Raw genomic sequence first — 16,263 nt, 5'->3', positions numbered from 1 at the left:
CTCTTTCTATTGATATGCTTGCGCATTCGTCATCCCTGCAGTCATACCACTCACATTCAATCACATATGCGTGTCGATTTCTTCATAGATCTGGACATTGATAATAGGTCCCAATGTCTGGACATGCACGCCGATTCCAAGTAAATCAGTCTTGTTATGGTCTGGAAGTTTAATATTGAAGGAACCTTTTTTCTTACCGACGGCATGGAATACATTGGTTCCCGCATCTCTTGTGACAGTGGCAATCTGTTCAGCATCTTTCGGTAAGACATGCTTTCCAATATCATATGTTGCGCCTAGATCCACTGACGCAGTCGGCCTTTCCTCCAATGTCCGAATGCTGTAATAAAAATGCGGTGTAAGGCTTACCGCTTCGATGCCGTACCGTACTTCTTCTCCATCCTCGAATCGGACCGTGGCAATATATCGACCCGGCTCATCAATACCAAAGCGGATATTATAGTACTTGCCCTCACTATCAGTTGCATCAGATTCCCGGCAATCGGAAGGACTGAAAGAGATACACTTCCTGAACGCCACATTGTCAGACAGTTCCTTTCCGTCCATCGTGGCAAGGGATATGTTTTGGACCTGTTTTTTACCCCTTACATCAAGGATAGCCGGCGTTGTGAGGAAATCTTGCGTCTCTTCTAATGTCAGCTTTAACTTGCCGTCCACTTCTTTGACGTGCGCATAATACTTGCGATAGTATTTTTTATCAGGATTTCCCGAATACACTAATGCGACTTGGAATGTACCTTCCCCCTCTTTCAGCGGGACTAAGTGGATCTTGTCTGCAGTGCTGCCCATTGGTTTATCACTTCCTACAACCGCATGGTACAAGCCGGTATCCTCATGGTTGGAATCAAACATTTTAAACTCTTCCCAACCGAAATCACTTGCCCGTACGGTTACAATTTGCGACTTCGCTTCTTCGGTCGCTTTCAACATTTTGGCTGCTTGCCCCCTTGTGATGGGCGAGTTCGGGCTGAATGTTTCCGGAGTCGTTCCTCCCGTGATGCCAAGTCTGTAGATGGATATAATGCTCGGATCGTGACCCGTTCCCCGTTTCACATCTACGAATGGACTTTTATATGACGTGAAGTCATAACGAGGCAAATCAAAAGCTTTCACAATTATCGAAGCCATCTGTGCACGGGTGATCGGATCGTTCGGACCATAACGTCCATCACCATAACCGCTAATGATGCTTTTTTCTGCAAGCGCTGCAATCGCTTTGTAATAGCCATTCGCTGTCGAGACATCTTTAAACCCTGGATTCTTCACGTTCGAAGTGTCCAAGTCGGTCATTTTGGCGATGATAGCAGCTGCCTGCCCTCTCGTAATGGAGTTCCCCGGTTTAAAAGTGCCGTCCGGATAGCCCCCAATAATTTTGCGTTCTGCTAGATCATTAACCGCTTCAGCAAAATGTTTTGATGAGGGTACATCTGAAAATCGCTCTTCCGTGCTAGCAGCAATTGTGCCGGATAAAGGCAGACTGCAAGCAAGCAGCAACGCCCCTAATCCAATAAATATCTTCTTCCTCACTTTCAATCTCCCTTTCTACTTTACAGAATTATTGAGGTGGCTGCGCATGCATTGCACAGGCACCGTGAAAAGGTACCGTGAAACCAGATTAGCGCGTCCTATATATTAAACGGTTGGTTGACGGTTATTTTAGGGAGGTTGCCAACCTGGTTTCTATAAATGATGATATCGGGGGTCCCATCCCCCTCCAGCATTATTCTTCTATTACCCAGCGACCTGCATTTACATCCCATTTCATATGAAACACTTGCTCCGCTACTCCTTCTCGTCCATATTCGTAGCGGATTTCAACTTCATTTTCAGAAACAGAAGCGGTCGTTCGATACGATGCCTCTAAGAACAATTCACCTAACCTCGTCAGTTGCGAAAACAGAGGCGTTTCCGGCAAATTGCCATAGCCTAACAAATCGTCATACAAATACAAATCAAAATACTGTTCCGGTGTGTATTCATCCGCAAGCTGTCCGGTTAAGTAATCGATATAAATCGAATCAGTACCTTCTTCACTCGCTACGCCTACTACTTGCCCGTAAATTTTGTGTACAGGTGTAATTGTCGCCCCTTGTACTGTTTCACTTGCCGGGAAATGGTTTAACAATAAATATTCCCGCGCATTCAACAGCTGGTCGTATCCGCCTACAATTTCGACTCCGTGTTTTTCATAACGATCCATAAGGTCAGATTTTACCGGTTTGCCGTTTATGCGCAGCTTGCCATTTTTCAATACGACTCGATCTCCTGGAACCGCAATCACCTCATAATAGGCATCATTATATGTCGGCAAATGGCTCGTCGTATTCGTCATTGTGCGAACAATGTCGCCCGTCTCGTATACAACTTCGTCGAATAAATTCGCTTTCCGCTCGATGACTGTATGGAAAGTATCCGAACTTCCTTTCAATGAAAACTGTTCTTTATCCACATAATGCAGACCATCGACTTGATCAAAATGCGGAAGCTCCGCGAATACTTCATAATCAACGGCTGACAACTGTTTCTTCTTCTGCAATGCCGAAATTTGCGCCAAATCGTCCAGCGGGTCATATGGGGTGCCCGGCCCTTGATCTGCCGAAAGATAATTCGTAGGGTCAATCGCAAGAAAAAGAACGAGTGCCACGACCGGAAGCGCCGCGGTGACAAACAGCACTTGCCAAGAAAACTTTCTCGCCGGTGCTCTATTCAATTGTTCATGCACACGCTGCTTAATCCGCCTTTCCTGCAGCGTTGTATCGCCCATCATTTGATCGAGCTTACGCTTAAAATCATTCAATTGCTCTCTACCTCCTCTTCCTCAAAAAATTCCTTAAGCTGCTGCTTTGCCCTCCGCAGCCGCGTTTTCACAGTATTTTCGTTGAGCTGCAAATAGGCTGCTATTTCCGTGATCGACTGCTCGTCATAATAAAATAAAATTAGCGGCTCCCGGTACTTTAACGGCAGCTGAAAAAGATTTTTCTCAAGAGATGCCAGCCGCTCCTGCTCCAACAAAACTTCATCTGCGCCTTTTTCCGAAACAAAAATTGTATCGAACAGCACATCTTTTTTATGCTTCCATGAACGCAAATAATCCTTTGCGCGGTTGGCCGTCATTTTCGTTAAATACGTCTTCAACGATGCCTCATTGCGAAACTGGTCACTCTTTTGAAAATACGTAACAAACACTTCTTGCACAATATCCTCGGCAGTCGACCAGTTCTTCACATATAAATAAGCGATGCGCACTAAATAACGCGAATGCTCATCGATGATTTTATCAATAGTACTCATTTACGAATCCTCACCCTCTTTCACTACCAAGTCATGTCCCCTTCCACATACGCAACGAATTGATCGAACGACTTTTTCTCTGTCACACCGTATCGGCAAACTTCATAATTTGACATCTTTCGATTGGCATACCCTTCCGTCGTCGTAAAGCCAATCAACAACCCTGCCTCTTTCGCCGCCGCAATAAAATCCTTATTATAATGCCCAAACGGATAGGCTAACGAAACCGCTGCCGGCACTTGCGCAACATTTTGCTGTAAGTCCAATAGGATTTCTTCCTTTGTATGATCAAACACAACACCTTCTCCCGTATCCCCGTTCAGTGCATGGAGTTCATCCGTATGTGCTTCAAATTGAAAAACATCCGCCAGCTCATCCAAATCTGCAGCTGTAAAAAACTGCAGCGGACCTTCCGCATCAAACAACTGCGTCCCCTCTGCCCGGCCCGTACGTGAAGAAATAATATGCTGTAGTGCAGTAAAGCCGTATTGTTTTAAAATCGGATAGGCATATTCCTTCGTCGATAACAAACCGTCATCAAATGTAATCAGCACTGCCTTGCCCGGCACGACAAGACGTCCTTCCAAATAATCATAAAGCTCATGTGCAGTCAACGTCTCAAAATGGTGCTCCGCCAAATACTCCATCTGCTGCTCAAACGATTCCAACGAAATTGTGCTATTCATCGTCTTCATCAACTCTAGCGGCAACACTTGATGATAGACAAGTACAGGCATTCCCTCATCCATTTCAACGGACTGTTTATGAATATAACCCGGACGCTCCCCTATCGTAAGGATATACCAATTTTCTTCCTCTCGCACGATTGGATAGCGATAACCTTCCTCAAGCTCCAGTATAACGCTGCTCTGCAAGTCGGGATTTTCGTAAACGGCGGTTTTTTGCAATGAAAGAATAGCAGCCAACCGCTCCTTATGTACAACTGTCGATAGCTTCATTGATTCGACTGTCCCGTGCCCCTTCCGGACAAAGGCAGACATATTTCCAAGCCGAAGCTCATAATACACTTCATCTTCACCGACAATGGCAACCGGCTGATTCGCCTCCAACTCGCCAATCTGCTTCAAGGCTGCACCTTTCATATAAATCGGCTGGCGTTCCTGCAATGTCAGTACTTGCTCAAATTCTTTCTTCATAATAAAGCGGTCTCTATCTTGCGCAAAAGCTATTCCTTGTGACTCTACGAAAAACCATATCGCACCTATACTTATAATAAATACAAACAAGCACACAAGTATCAGCTTACTAGAATTCTTCCTCATACCTTTACCTCCACTGTCATTCAAGCAACGTACAGACGGAGATTTTCAAAAAAAGTTTCAAAGGTTTGTAAAAAAGTTTTTTGGGGTTCTTTGAGAGATGGTTTTGGCAGGTCAAAGGTCACAAAATGACGATAAAGTTGTGAAAATGACCGATAACTCTTGGGAAATGAACGATAACTCTCCGAACTTGATCGATAACTTCCGGGAAATGACCGATAAACAGCAGGAAATGATCGATAATAACCCGGACAGACGACTAGAAGTTCAAGTCTAGATAATAATGAAACGTTTATCGCCCGCCGGCCGTATACTAGCTAACTACAAATGTGAATAGATGGGGTGAGGAGATGATGAATAGAGTTTCTCGCTGGAAAACAGGTGCATCCATATTTCTTTTTGCGATCTGTCTTGTCTGTGCAGGCTGCTCGAAGACCGATGAACAAGATAACATCATAGAAACGGTCAAAACGGTTGTTGAACTGCAAATGAATGCACCGAAAGAAAAAGCAGTCTTCGCGAATTACTTCTCGGACGATGAAGGAAAATTCGAGGAGGAAGTCGCTCAATACATGACGTATTTAGAGGAAACATACGGACCTTACTTTACGGAGAGCACTTTCGAACTGTACACGCGAACGAATGAATTCGATATGTTCCATACGGTAGCCGACAGATACGACTATCAGTTACAGGTGAACGATGTCATTGTGGAGCAAAACGAAGTGACGCCATCGAATTATAACTTCACGGTCAAGCTTGATTATGTAGATAAAGACGGGGAGACAACAGCAATCGAAGTTACAGGTGTTGCCATTATGCGTGAAGATAAAATCGCTAAAATGTCATATCTCGGCGACAAGCAATTGTTGAGAAACCTACTTAGCGGCGGCCTGAAATAATGTGAATGTCTCCATAAAAAATGAGGAACCTATCAAATGTAAGTTTGATTTGGTTCCTCATTTTTATCATTTAGTAACTGTTATATTCCTTACAAACTAGTTTATTTATCTTTTTTCCTCGCACGTGCCTCTCCGCCTTTTCGTCCTGCCTCTTCCTTGCTCATCTTGCCGTCATTGTCATTATCATCACGTTGCTTGGCACGCGCTTCTCCGCCTTTGCGACCTGCTTCTTCCCTACTCATCTTGCCGTTATTATCATCGTCGTCACGTTGATTGGCGCGGGCTTCTCCACCTTTTTTGCCAATTTCTTCGTAAAATTCTCTTCCATGAGATTCAGAAGTAGCTTCTCCGCCTTTTCTACCGATCTCTTCATAAAACTCTCTTCCATGCGTTTCAGCAGTCGCTTCGCCGCCTTTACGTCCTGCTTCTTCCACTGTCATTTTGCCTTCATCTGATCGATTACGTTTGTTGTTGTTAGCCATTTTTTATTCCTCCTCTGTTTTATCCTTACGACTATGTTCTTCCCTAGTACTCTTATTTAAAACATCATATATTTTCCGAATAAGGCTTACTGCATATGTAAAGCGCTATCTTTCTTGCCTAGAACTAGTAGATGTGTCGCCTGAAAGTGATGACATCCTATTTCCTATCGGAATACCATACAGGAGATGAAGAATAAGGAGAGAAGTGCATTGCAGATTTATGTCGTCAAACAGGGGGATTCCTTATGGGCAATTGCCCATCAATACGGCGTTACTGTAAATCAAATTGTATCGGCCAACCAATTGGAAAATCCGAATGCATTAGTCATCGGTCAAGCCCTTGTCATTCCGACCGTTTCCCGTTCAACCGCCTCAAAACCGGTTATTGATGTGAATGCCTATACGATCAATACTGGGGAAACAGGCGCGCGGGAAATTCAAGAAGTCGGCCGTTACTTAACGTATTGGATGCCATTTGTGTATAGCGTGAAAGAAGATGGAAGTTTAACGGATCTCGATGATGAGGAAATGCTCAAATCTGCTGCAGCTGAAGGAATCGTACCCATAATGGCAATCACAAATTTCAGCGCTACAGAAGCTGGATCCGATCTTGCCCATACTGTTTTATCAAGTCGCGAACTTCAGGAAAAGGTCATTACGAATGTGCTCGCTGTTATGAAAGAGAAAGGCTATGAAGGATTGAATATCGATTTTGAAAACGTATATCCTCGTGATCGGGAGCATTACAATGAGTTTTTGCAGCTGGCAGTCAATCGGTTACATCCTGAGGGATATTCTGTATCATCAGCTCTTGCTCCAAAGACGAGTGGTGAACAAAAAGGATTGCTATTTGAAGCGCATGATTATGAAGCGCATGGTAGAATCGTCGATTTTGTTGTACTGATGACATATGAGTGGGGATATCGAAAAGGGCCTGCCCAAGCAATTTCACCTATCAATGAAATAAAACGAGTGCTCGACTACGCTGTCACCGTCATTCCGCGAGACAAAATTCTGTTCGGCTTTCAAATTTATGCACGTGACTGGCTGCTACCTTTCGTTGAAGGGCAGGAAGCCGAAACATTCAGCGCACAGGAAGCTGTCCGACGAGCGATTCAACATCAAGCAGCCATCCAATATGATACAAAAGCACAATCTCCATTTTTCCGTTACGCCGACGAACAAGGGCGTACCCATAAAGTATGGTTTGAAGACGCCCGCAGCGCACAAGCGAAGTTCAATATGGTGAAAGATTATAAGCTTCGAGGCATCAGTTATTGGGTCCTCGGATATCCCTTCCCGCAAAACTGGTTGTTGCTTGGAGATAATTTTACGATACGGAAGAGAGTGTAAATAAAAATCGTTAAGGTGCCAGACTCCCGAGCAATGCTAAATTGCTCACGTCCGGTACCTATTTTTATATACATGCCTATCCCATCCAGCATAATAAATAATTCCTAAAATATACTGTAATACTTACGTGATTGAATAGAGCACTCCCCTACAGATATTTGTAGAAGAATGTCGAATTGCTCATTGACAGAAGAGTTTTCCTAATCGATACTTTGAATTAACTAAAATTTTCAAAAGAAGTTTAGTTGATTCCAAATAATTGAAAGGTGGAGATGCTCAAATGCTACTCGCAAAGTACCCTCGAAGAATCTATACGCACGCAGCAACCCCAATCGAAAAGTTAACCCATCTATCGAGACTATTGGGTGGTCCTTCCATCTACATAAAACGAGATGATCTACTTGGACTTGCCGGCGGCGGGAATAAAACGAGGAAACTCGAATTCTTAATTGCCGATGCGATTCAAAAAGGAGCAAACACGATCGTCACTTGCGGTGCTCTCCAATCGAACCATTGCCGACTGACGTTAGCCGCTGCCGTAAAAGAAGGTTTAAAATGCCAGCTCGTTTTAGAGGAAGGTGTTGCTACACCTTATCATCCAGATGCAAACGGCAATAACTTGCTGTTTAAATTAATAGGTGCTGAATCAATTAAGGTTGTGCCTCATGGATCGGATGTAATAGCGGACATGCACGCATTAGGAGAAGAATTAGCGGCGGCGGGCAGAAAACCTTATTTAATCCCAATCGGAGGATCTAATGAATTAGGATCGGTTGGATATGTGGCGTGCGCTCAAGAGATCCTACAACAAACTTTTAACACTGGGCTTGTCATTAACGATGTAGTCGTTGCGAGCGGCAGTGGCGGAACACAAGCAGGACTGATCGTTGGTTTTAATGCAAGCAGCGCGCCGATTAAAGTGCATGGCATCAATGTTTCCAGGCCAAACGAAACACAAATTCCGAAAATCACAGATTTAGTACAGCAAACTGCGGATTATGTAAACGTGAAAGACAACCAATTAGCTACTAGTGTCCACTGCTACGACGGGTATGTTGGCGAAGGCTACACCATTCCGACACAAGGGATGATTGAAGCAGTACAAATGTTGGCGAGGACGGAGGGTATTCTGCTCGATTCCGTTTATACAGGAAAAGTGATGGCAGGGCTTATTGACTTAATTCGCAACGGAACATTCAAGAAGGAAGACAACGTGCTGTTTATTCATACAGGTGGATCCCCGTCCTTATATGCAAACCATACTTTATTCAATGAGGACTTGTTTACTTTATAAAGCTTGAAGTGAGGTTAGCTTATGAAAATACCTTTTACGAAGATGCACGGAATTGGAAACAATTACATTTACCTCGATGCCATTGTACATGAATTCGATGATGCCATTTTCAGTCAACTGGCGAAAGATATCTCAAATGTCAATACAGGCGTAGGATCAGATGGCCTCATTGTCATCCATCCGAGTGACGTGGCGGATGTTGGAATGCGGATTTTCAATAAAGATGGATCGGAAGGACAAAGTTGCGGCAACGGTTTACGTTGCACAGCAAAATATGCTTATGAAAACCATCTCGTTTCTAGCAATATCTTTCGGATCGAAACGAAGGCGGGAATTGTCACTGTCGAAGTATACGGCGAAAGAGAGCGTGTAGAGCAAGTGACAGTAGACTTAGGTTCGCCTCTACTGAATCGAAGTCAAATTCCGATGCACGGTCCTGACGATAACCGAGTGATTGCGGAAACGTTTCAAGTTGCGTCACAAACATGGCAAGTGACGGCATTATTTTTGGGCAATCCAAATGCTGTGTTTTTTGTCGATGCGATTGAGGAAGCCCCTTTACATGAGTTGGGCGCAATCGTTACTGAAGATCCGCGTTTCCCAGATCGTGTGAATGTCGGATTTGTTGAAGTCCTCTCTCGCCATGAAATGAATTACAGAGTATGGGAACGAGGTTCCGGCGTGACAGAAGCTTGCGGAACAGGAGCAAGCGCAGCAGTCGTCGCTGCAGTTTTAAACGGTTTTATCGAAAAAGGGACAGATGTCACTGTCCATTTGAGTGGTGGTGATTTATGCATTACATGGGATGATGATGATCATGTTTGGATGACCGGACCAGCGGAGACAACGATTCAAGGGGTCTTCCATTGGAACCGTCAAGCTTCATAGAAATACAGATTCTACATTAAAGGGGGAACAGTTGCATGGCAAAAAAATTGAAAGCATATCGCTTCCCGCTCATCCTTCTAGCTTCCATTATCATCGGATCCATAATTGGGCTGATTTTTGGCGAAAAGGCGAGCGTCATTAAACCGTTTGGGGATTTATTCTTAAACTTACTCTTCATGATTGTTGTTCCACTTGTATTCTTTTCGATTGCATCAGCTGTCGCGAATATGGACAGTATGAAACGGCTTGGGAAAATCATGGGCTCCATGCTTACGGTTTTTATCATTACAGGGATTTTTGCATCCATTGTGATGTTAGTAGCCGTTCTTATTTTCCCAGTTGGATCCGGGGTTGATATTCCCAGGGAAGTTGTAGAAAATACGGAAGTGCTGTCGCTATCCGATCAACTTGTAAATACGTTTACTGTTCCGGACTTTGTCAATTTATTCTCACGTAAACATATGCTCGCGTTAATTGTATTCTCGGTGTTATTAGGAATCGCAACCGGGTTGACAGGCGAGGCTGGAAAGCCATTTGCCCGCTTTTTAGAAAGCGGCTCCGAAATCTTCATGAAAGTGATTCAACTCGTTATGTATTATGCTCCGATCGGCTTGGGTGCCTATTTTGCAGCATTGATCGGCACCTTTGGCGGAGAACTGATCGGTGATTATGCGCAAGCCTTCATCCTTTATTACCCTGTTGCTTTTCTATATTTTGTGATTGGATTTACGCTTTACGCATTCATTGCTGGCGGGAAAAAAGGAGTTGTCCGTTTTTGGAAAAACATTCTTGCACCTGCTGCAACTGCGCTTGGCACGGGAAGCAGTTTTGCAACCCTCCCTATTAACTTGCAAGCAGCAAAACAAATCGGCGTACCAAAGGATATTCGGGAAACTGTATTACCGCTCGGCGCGACAATTCATATGGATGGATCTTGTCTTTCTGCCATTCTCAAAATCGCGTTCGTCTTCGGCGTGTTCAATATGGATTTCACAGGATTCGGCACTTTCTTGACAGCAATTGCGATTTCCTTACTGTCAGGTGTAGTGATGAGCGGAATTCCTGGCGGCGGCTTTATCGGTGAGATGGTCATCGTTACACTGTATGGTCTACCGATTCAGGCATTGCCGATGATCTCAGCAATCGGTGTCGTTGTTGACCCACCTGCAACGATGGTTAACGCAACTGGAGACACGGTTGCAAGTATGCTTGTAACAAGGCAATTGGAAGGGAAAGACTGGATGGAGAAAGTACATGTAGAATAGGAGAAAATAAAAGTGCTCAGATTTCTGAGCGCTTTTTAGTGTAATAGTCTACTATCTTATTGAACTAATGCACCCGTTCATACATTAGTTTTCCGTTTCTTTTTCGTCTCTCTCTTTGATATATCTTTCGTACGCATCTTCCACCCTGTCATTACTATTAGGTGGTACTACTTGTTTATGGACCTCACTAATTAAAATAAATGACCTAAAGATGACTCCAACAATTATTGCACATAAGATGTAAATTCCAATAGGACCGAGGAATGCCAAGATACCTAAAAGCCCAGCTAATAGAATGGATAACAACAACTTCACACAAATCCCCCCTTAATCTGACTACCTGTACTGTATTCCACTTAAAGACTCGATTGTTGACCATAACTTAAGAAACACTCTTCACTTAAACTGCCGCGTTAGTTCAATAAGAAAAAAGGCTTTACTCCTTCAAGTAAAGCACCCGTTGATTGAACAAGAAAAATTGAGCATTCGATAATTAGGCACACGAATTAATTTCCTAATTACTGTCCCAGGCTACTGCCGCCCCTTTGCAATCCAATAGGGGACAAGTTTATTTACCCTCTCCGCATTCTGATCCCACAAGTGATCGAACGTCACAAGTATTTTCCCTTCTCTCTTCCCGCCTTTTTTCCCACGCTTGTATGTGTACCGAATCTCGGTTTCGGTTTGTTGAACAAGTGTGACCTTACCGAAATTATGTTCAAGGTGTTCAGTCAATTCAGAAGGAAGCCAAGTTGAAAATCCACCCATATACTCCCCATGCTCTTCTTTTTCGTCGTCAATCTTAAAACGGATTATGGCAAGTGGATTACAATCAAAAAGACCATCTAACATAATTACTTCCTCCTCTCCAATGAAAATAGTCTACTGACCTGATCCGTTTAGTTTTGAATCACTAATCTTCAATTAGAACCATTCAGAATCTAATTTGTCTGAAGCAGCTCAACGATCTTCAAGTAAAGCACCCGTTACTTCAAGAAGTCTTATCGAACTTCAATTACAAAAGCATAACTCGAACTTCCCTTTTTCCATCTTGCATGGACATCGTAAATGTAAACACCTTTTTCTTTTGGTGCTAGCAAAACATTATTACTTAACGAAACGCCTTCCACTTCATTATCATTAAACCATCTATTTACTCCCAATGTATTTGCGTTAGGTTCTTTTTTAAATTCTATTTTTAATTCAGATTCAGACGATACAATTACAGGTTTAATTTTATGATGTTCAATTAGCATTGGGGGAGAAATCGTATCCGCACAAACAGAATTAAATAAACCATCCCAACAATATGAACCTCGTGCCACTTCTAGCTTCTTTTCATCAACAGTTATAGTCAGTTCAGGTGGATTGTTATTAAATAACCCGATAACGAAGTAAATCCCAATACTTAATATAACTAATATTATTAAAGTGATTATCGCCTTTTTCATAAATGCCCCCTTATTAGTTTTGAATCATCTTTTCTTTAACTCTACTGCCCCGTTAGTTGAATAAGAAATTTAATTTTCGACTGTTTTTATATCGAATTTCATATTGTCTAACCTCCAAATATCAGCATCAGTATTAGAAAAGACAGTTATTTCAAGCTTTTGTCCAATGTTATATTTCTCTACATTTTCAACGGGTATTTCGTATACATTTCCTTCTCGTCTACCCTGAGAAACCCCGCCATACTCCTTCATAATCAACATTTCTTCTTCAACAAGAATTTCTTCTACTGTACCTGTGAAAGTAAAACTTTCTTGATAATCATCCGAACAGCCAGCAAAAAATAAACAAATCAATAATGTAAAACTTATTGTGAATTTAGTTTTCACAAGGCACCCCCTTGAAAGATTAGATGCATATTACGTACTAAAGTTTCAAATTGTTGTTAAACTAACCTGCACCGTTAGTTGAAGAACGTCATTTCGCAATCTTCCATATATTTTAATATGTATTTTTCAATTACCTGCTATATTTTTCTATCCAATATTCAATCAGCAAGTGTTTAACAAGGGAATTAGCAAATGCACATAAATTTACGTGCTCTTATTAATCCCTGTGCTAATTCTGTTCCAGTATGTCTATTTAAATCATCTAAACGTTGATATCACAAAACCGAACCCGTTAAGTAATTATCTATACGTTTGTGCTTACCATATTTTATTGTTGTAATTTCTTCCATAATCGTGCCAGTTTGCGATGTTAGCCTGTAAAAAAGACGTACAAGAATGGAATTACAAAAGCTATGCCAAGACATATAAGAGCTGCTAATTTTGATTGTTTTGTAATTCTCTCATCGCTTTTATGTAGATTTTCGAAAAATGACAGAGTAAAGAAGAAACTTATAAAAATGAATAAGACTGACATAAATATTATTCCAAACCATCCTGCCACTCCATAACCCCCCTGAATCTATTAGTATAAATTTACAGGTACCGACACATAAATCTTGAGTTATAGTACCTTCTTTTGTTATTCGGATTTTAACCCATTTGAATCCCATTCTGGAACCGATTGTCGAAAAATTACTTTTACTGTATTTTATTTTACGTTTGATCAATCCTTAAATCGATCTTCTAATTCCTTTTCAATTTCCTCATCACTCACCGGTACAATCTCTTCTTTTACCCCGTATTTCTTTTTGATCAATTGCCCCACCTCGGACCGATCAATTCCATCCTTTACTGCTGCAAAAATCACGATATACAGGATGAATAAACTAACTAGCCACAGTATAATAGTTCCCCATACCATTTATCTACGCCCCCCCTTTATTCTTTATTCCTTTTATCGGCTTTCAAATGCGCATCCAAGATACCTGCCAATTTCTCTTTCACTACTTCTGACGTGACAACACAGCTGACTTCGGAATACTTTGTCATAATCCACAATTCATACCCGCTGTTCACTTCGGGAGAATCTCCGTAAAAACGGTGGTTCTGATCGATTTCCTCAAAATGATAGGAGTGAATATTCTTCCACGAAACAAACTTGCCTTGACATAACACCCCGTCCTCCACGACCGCAAACAGATTCCAAATGTGATTAAAATAGATTAAAGCCCAGATAAATACAAAGTCGTAAGGCAGATTGATAGTTGTATCTAACAATTTATAAACAGCCAAGATAAGGAAGATCGATAGATTGAAACCTAGCCATGTAAGAGCAGACTTTTGTTGAGAAATAATAGGCCGCTCAATCGTTTTTTTCGGCTGTACCCGGATTACTTGTAAATCTTCCTCTGTGACAGGGAAAACAGTAGGCTGTTTCATTTTAATGACTAACCGAAAGAACCGGAAACAGAGAAATAGAAATAAGATGCCCGCTAAAATGTCCCTATTAGTCATCTTATTATTCTTCTAACGATGCGTAACACTCCATGCAGCATTCTCAAGATAAATGATCCTGCCTATTCATAAACCTAACGACTCGCATGCCTTCCCTTTGTTCAAGCAAATGGATTCCCGTATCCCCAGTAGGAAATGCGACATCTCCTACAGGCAGTCTGAGAAATGCATTGATCAGATTAGAAATCATTTTGCCATGGGAGACAATCGCAATCCGTTGATAGCCTTGATAATCATGGAGAATCTGTCGAAGTATCCGTTCTGCTCGATAGCGTAGGTCAAGGGCTGATTCCCCGTCTTGTATCGGAATATGAACCGGCCTCCCGCCTTCAGGTAACGGATGCTTGATCGCCGCTTCTTTTCTCGACATTCCAGCTAACACTCCATTATTGAATTCCCTTAAATCATCATAAAATCGAATTTCACACCCGATTGCCTCCTGCAAGATTTGCGCTGTCCCACTTGCCCTTTTCAAAGTGCTCGATAAGATGATTTCCGGAGGATATTCTTTCGCAACAGTCGCTGCCATTTTTCCCGCTTGTCTCTCCCCTAATTCAGTTAACGGAAAATCTGCTCTTCCTTCATGCACTTCCAATAAATCCGCTTCTGATTGGCCATGTCTGATTACGAGTAGCTCCACCCAAATCCCTCACTTTTTTAAATCAATCGCAACTATTTTACCATATAATTACTTGGAAATATTTTTCGCAATAAGAAAAGAAGTATAATTTTGAGTTTCTATAATAATTCATAATGAAACCTATCCTAAGTAAGTAACGGGTTCGGAAGATGGAGAAAACTTCAAAAGGTACAACATTTGGGGACACAGCTCACTTGTTAAAACAATTGCTGATTAGATATTGGAAAGAAAATATAGAAGGTAGATGATAGTTTTATGATAAAATATATTGAATATTATGAAATGATGTTCTTCAACTAACGCAGCGGGTTAGTTTAAAAAAATTATAAACAGGGGTGGTTTTAAAAACTAGGAAGTAAGAATGTATGTTTATTTGGTTGTACCAACGCCTATCATAGCAAGATCCTTATATTTTATGGCGAATGAAATTATCACTATATTCATAAAAATAAAGGAGGTTATCAATGGATGCTTTTCGTGGTTTTCATGTAGATATGTCAAATTATCCAAGTGCAATTTTTGCCTTTCTAATCGTGAGACTGATCTTAACTGGATTACTGAATGACAAAAAAGAACTAAAAGAAATAGTGACCGTAGTCTGGGACCTGCTATTATTTATATTTATTTGCTACTTTACGTTTAAATATCGTGAATATATGCTGGAGGATATTGGTTACAAGGTATATTTTGTTTGGTTGCTTATGATAGGCTTGCTTGTATTTCATGTCAAAGATATTTATTCGCTAATCAAATCCAAGAGTACAAAAGAAGAAAAACAATGACTATCATGCACTTCTCAGCATTTTTCCTTACCGAACTAACGGTGCAGGTTAGTTGAAGAAGTATTTGTCTAGATAAAAGCTAAAAGGGGGAAATAAATGGAAAGGTTATTAATTATGGCGGCTCTACTGGTATTTGTTTTAAGTGCCTGTGTTACTAACAATGCGAAGTCAAATACTATTTCTGCTGTTGAACTAACAGAGAGAGAGAATGCGATACTCTCGACCACTTCGGATAATTCATTTGTTTTTGATTTCAATGTTGACAGTGAGTATGAAGAAGTATCAGTATGGATTGAAAAGTACGAATTAGGTAAATTGGTTAATAATAGAATAAGTTCTATAACATCACAGGTAGAGGAAAATGGTTCTGTTATTTTTGCAACCTCAAAAGCAGTTGGCAGAAAGCAATATACCTTTAATATTGGAATTAGCAGTAATAATAGCATTGGTTCTACAAGTCGCATCGAGACAAATTCAGATGATTTAGATGCTATGTCAAGTGTTTGGGGCAACATCCAAGGAGAGAACAATTCAATTGAAGGAGAAGTAGTATTAGCAAGTATCTGCTATTCAACTGATGGTCATATGAGTAGTCTTACTACCGATTTTTATCAAGATGTTGATGGTCATATGAATGAGTTAGAAAAATATGACGTAGTTTATCTTCTGAAAGCTGAATTTAATAAGTGAGGATTGGAATTGTGTGAATATT

At 41.4% G+C, this 16,263-nt stretch carries 20 protein-coding genes; 8 read left to right on the top strand and 12 right to left on the bottom strand.

Annotation, left to right across the window (positions count from 1 at the left end; translation table 11 throughout):
- Positions 1–60 precede the first annotated feature (60 nt).
- The 4 genes from ACTHPA_RS13165 to ACTHPA_RS13150 all read right to left on the bottom strand — a co-directional run bounded on the left by ACTHPA_RS13165 (position 61) and on the right by ACTHPA_RS13150 (position 4,469).
- Positions 61–1,548, bottom strand: a complete 1,488-nt coding sequence (locus tag ACTHPA_RS13165) for an S-layer homology domain-containing protein (protein WP_440500824.1) — start codon at positions 1,546–1,548, stop codon at positions 61–63.
- Positions 1,549–1,741: 193 nt separating this feature from the next.
- Positions 1,742–2,818, bottom strand: coding sequence for a S26 family signal peptidase (locus ACTHPA_RS13160; RefSeq protein WP_440500822.1), 1,077 nt, complete (start codon positions 2,816–2,818; stop codon positions 1,742–1,744).
- Positions 2,815–3,312, bottom strand: coding sequence for a sigma-70 family RNA polymerase sigma factor (locus ACTHPA_RS13155; protein ID WP_440500821.1), 498 nt, complete (start codon positions 3,310–3,312; stop codon positions 2,815–2,817). The genes ACTHPA_RS13160 and ACTHPA_RS13155 overlap by 4 nt, the downstream gene beginning before the upstream one ends.
- Before the next feature lie 23 nt (positions 3,313–3,335).
- The gene (locus tag ACTHPA_RS13150; protein WP_440500819.1) at positions 3,336–4,469 is read right to left on the bottom strand and encodes a polysaccharide deacetylase family protein; all 1,134 of its coding nucleotides are present in this window, start codon (positions 4,467–4,469) and stop codon (positions 3,336–3,338) included.
- Between the two features lie 223 nt (positions 4,470–4,692).
- Here ACTHPA_RS13150 and ACTHPA_RS13145 point away from each other — a divergent pair, with 223 nt between their 5' ends.
- Together ACTHPA_RS13145 and ACTHPA_RS13140 are read left to right on the top strand one after the other, a co-directional pair.
- Complete coding sequence (locus ACTHPA_RS13145) at positions 4,693–4,869, top strand: hypothetical protein (RefSeq protein ID WP_440500818.1); 177 nt, start codon at positions 4,693–4,695, stop codon at positions 4,867–4,869.
- A gap of 73 nt (positions 4,870–4,942) precedes the next feature.
- A complete protein-coding gene (locus tag ACTHPA_RS13140; protein ID WP_440500816.1) occupies positions 4,943–5,494 on the top strand; it encodes a hypothetical protein in 552 nt (183 codons plus the stop codon).
- Positions 5,495–5,595: 101 nt separating this feature from the next.
- Here the strand turns inward: ACTHPA_RS13140 and ACTHPA_RS13135 are convergent, their stop codons facing one another.
- Positions 5,596–5,976, bottom strand: coding sequence for a KGG domain-containing protein (locus ACTHPA_RS13135; protein WP_440500814.1), 381 nt, complete (start codon positions 5,974–5,976; stop codon positions 5,596–5,598).
- Positions 5,977–6,186: 210 nt separating this feature from the next.
- Between ACTHPA_RS13135 and ACTHPA_RS13130 the strand changes: the two genes are divergently transcribed.
- From ACTHPA_RS13130 to ACTHPA_RS13115, 4 genes are all read left to right on the top strand, one after another.
- Complete coding sequence (locus ACTHPA_RS13130; protein WP_440500813.1) at positions 6,187–7,329, top strand: glycosyl hydrolase family 18 protein; 1,143 nt, start codon at positions 6,187–6,189, stop codon at positions 7,327–7,329.
- A 280-nt stretch (positions 7,330–7,609) separates the two neighbouring features.
- Positions 7,610–8,623 carry a D-cysteine desulfhydrase gene (locus ACTHPA_RS13125; protein WP_440500811.1) on the top strand — a complete coding sequence of 338 codons (1,014 nt, stop codon included), beginning with the start codon at positions 7,610–7,612 and terminating at the stop codon, positions 8,621–8,623.
- 21 nt (positions 8,624–8,644) lie between these two features.
- The gene (gene dapF / locus ACTHPA_RS13120; RefSeq protein ID WP_440500810.1) at positions 8,645–9,511 is read left to right on the top strand and encodes a diaminopimelate epimerase; all 867 of its coding nucleotides are present in this window, start codon (positions 8,645–8,647) and stop codon (positions 9,509–9,511) included.
- Between the two features lie 35 nt (positions 9,512–9,546).
- Positions 9,547–10,776 carry a dicarboxylate/amino acid:cation symporter gene (locus ACTHPA_RS13115; protein ID WP_440500809.1) on the top strand — a complete coding sequence of 410 codons (1,230 nt, stop codon included), beginning with the start codon at positions 9,547–9,549 and terminating at the stop codon, positions 10,774–10,776.
- Between the two features lie 84 nt (positions 10,777–10,860).
- Here ACTHPA_RS13115 and ACTHPA_RS13110 read toward each other — a convergent pair whose 3' ends face one another.
- The 7 genes from ACTHPA_RS13110 to ACTHPA_RS13080 all read right to left on the bottom strand — a co-directional run bounded on the left by ACTHPA_RS13110 (position 10,861) and on the right by ACTHPA_RS13080 (position 14,769).
- Positions 10,861–11,091: an ATP-dependent Lon protease gene (locus ACTHPA_RS13110; RefSeq protein ID WP_440500808.1), complete on the bottom strand. Its 231-nt coding sequence runs from the start codon at positions 11,089–11,091 to the stop codon at positions 10,861–10,863.
- 216 nt (positions 11,092–11,307) lie between these two features.
- On the bottom strand, positions 11,308–11,628 hold the full coding sequence (locus ACTHPA_RS13105; RefSeq protein WP_440500806.1) for a hypothetical protein: 321 nt from the start codon (positions 11,626–11,628) through the stop codon (positions 11,308–11,310).
- Positions 11,629–11,777: 149 nt separating this feature from the next.
- Positions 11,778–12,227, bottom strand: a complete 450-nt coding sequence (locus ACTHPA_RS13100) for a hypothetical protein (protein ID WP_440500805.1) — start codon at positions 12,225–12,227, stop codon at positions 11,778–11,780.
- Positions 12,228–12,296: 69 nt separating this feature from the next.
- Positions 12,297–12,614: a hypothetical protein gene (locus ACTHPA_RS13095; protein WP_440500804.1), complete on the bottom strand. Its 318-nt coding sequence runs from the start codon at positions 12,612–12,614 to the stop codon at positions 12,297–12,299.
- A gap of 724 nt (positions 12,615–13,338) precedes the next feature.
- Positions 13,339–13,536, bottom strand: coding sequence for a hypothetical protein (locus ACTHPA_RS13090; RefSeq protein WP_440500802.1), 198 nt, complete (start codon positions 13,534–13,536; stop codon positions 13,339–13,341).
- 17 nt (positions 13,537–13,553) lie between these two features.
- Positions 13,554–14,129, bottom strand: a complete 576-nt coding sequence (locus ACTHPA_RS13085; protein ID WP_440500800.1) for a hypothetical protein — start codon at positions 14,127–14,129, stop codon at positions 13,554–13,556.
- 43 nt (positions 14,130–14,172) lie between these two features.
- Positions 14,173–14,769 (bottom strand): histidine phosphatase family protein, encoded by a 597-nt coding sequence (locus ACTHPA_RS13080; protein ID WP_440500799.1) that lies wholly within the window; start codon positions 14,767–14,769, stop codon positions 14,173–14,175.
- A 464-nt stretch (positions 14,770–15,233) separates the two neighbouring features.
- Between ACTHPA_RS13080 and ACTHPA_RS13075 the strand changes: the two genes are divergently transcribed.
- Together ACTHPA_RS13075 and ACTHPA_RS13070 are read left to right on the top strand one after the other, a co-directional pair.
- Positions 15,234–15,551 (top strand): hypothetical protein, encoded by a 318-nt coding sequence (locus tag ACTHPA_RS13075; RefSeq protein ID WP_440500797.1) that lies wholly within the window; start codon positions 15,234–15,236, stop codon positions 15,549–15,551.
- 96 nt (positions 15,552–15,647) lie between these two features.
- Positions 15,648–16,241 (top strand): hypothetical protein, encoded by a 594-nt coding sequence (locus tag ACTHPA_RS13070; RefSeq protein WP_440500795.1) that lies wholly within the window; start codon positions 15,648–15,650, stop codon positions 16,239–16,241.
- The last annotated feature ends 22 nt before the right edge of the window (positions 16,242–16,263 follow it).

Source organism: Sporosarcina sp. SAFN-015, assembly GCF_051966875.1.
Classification (GTDB): domain Bacteria; phylum Bacillota; class Bacilli; order Bacillales_A; family Planococcaceae; genus Sporosarcina.
Note: the sequence above shows the minus strand (reverse complement) of the source record. Positions and strands in the feature narration are given on the sequence as shown.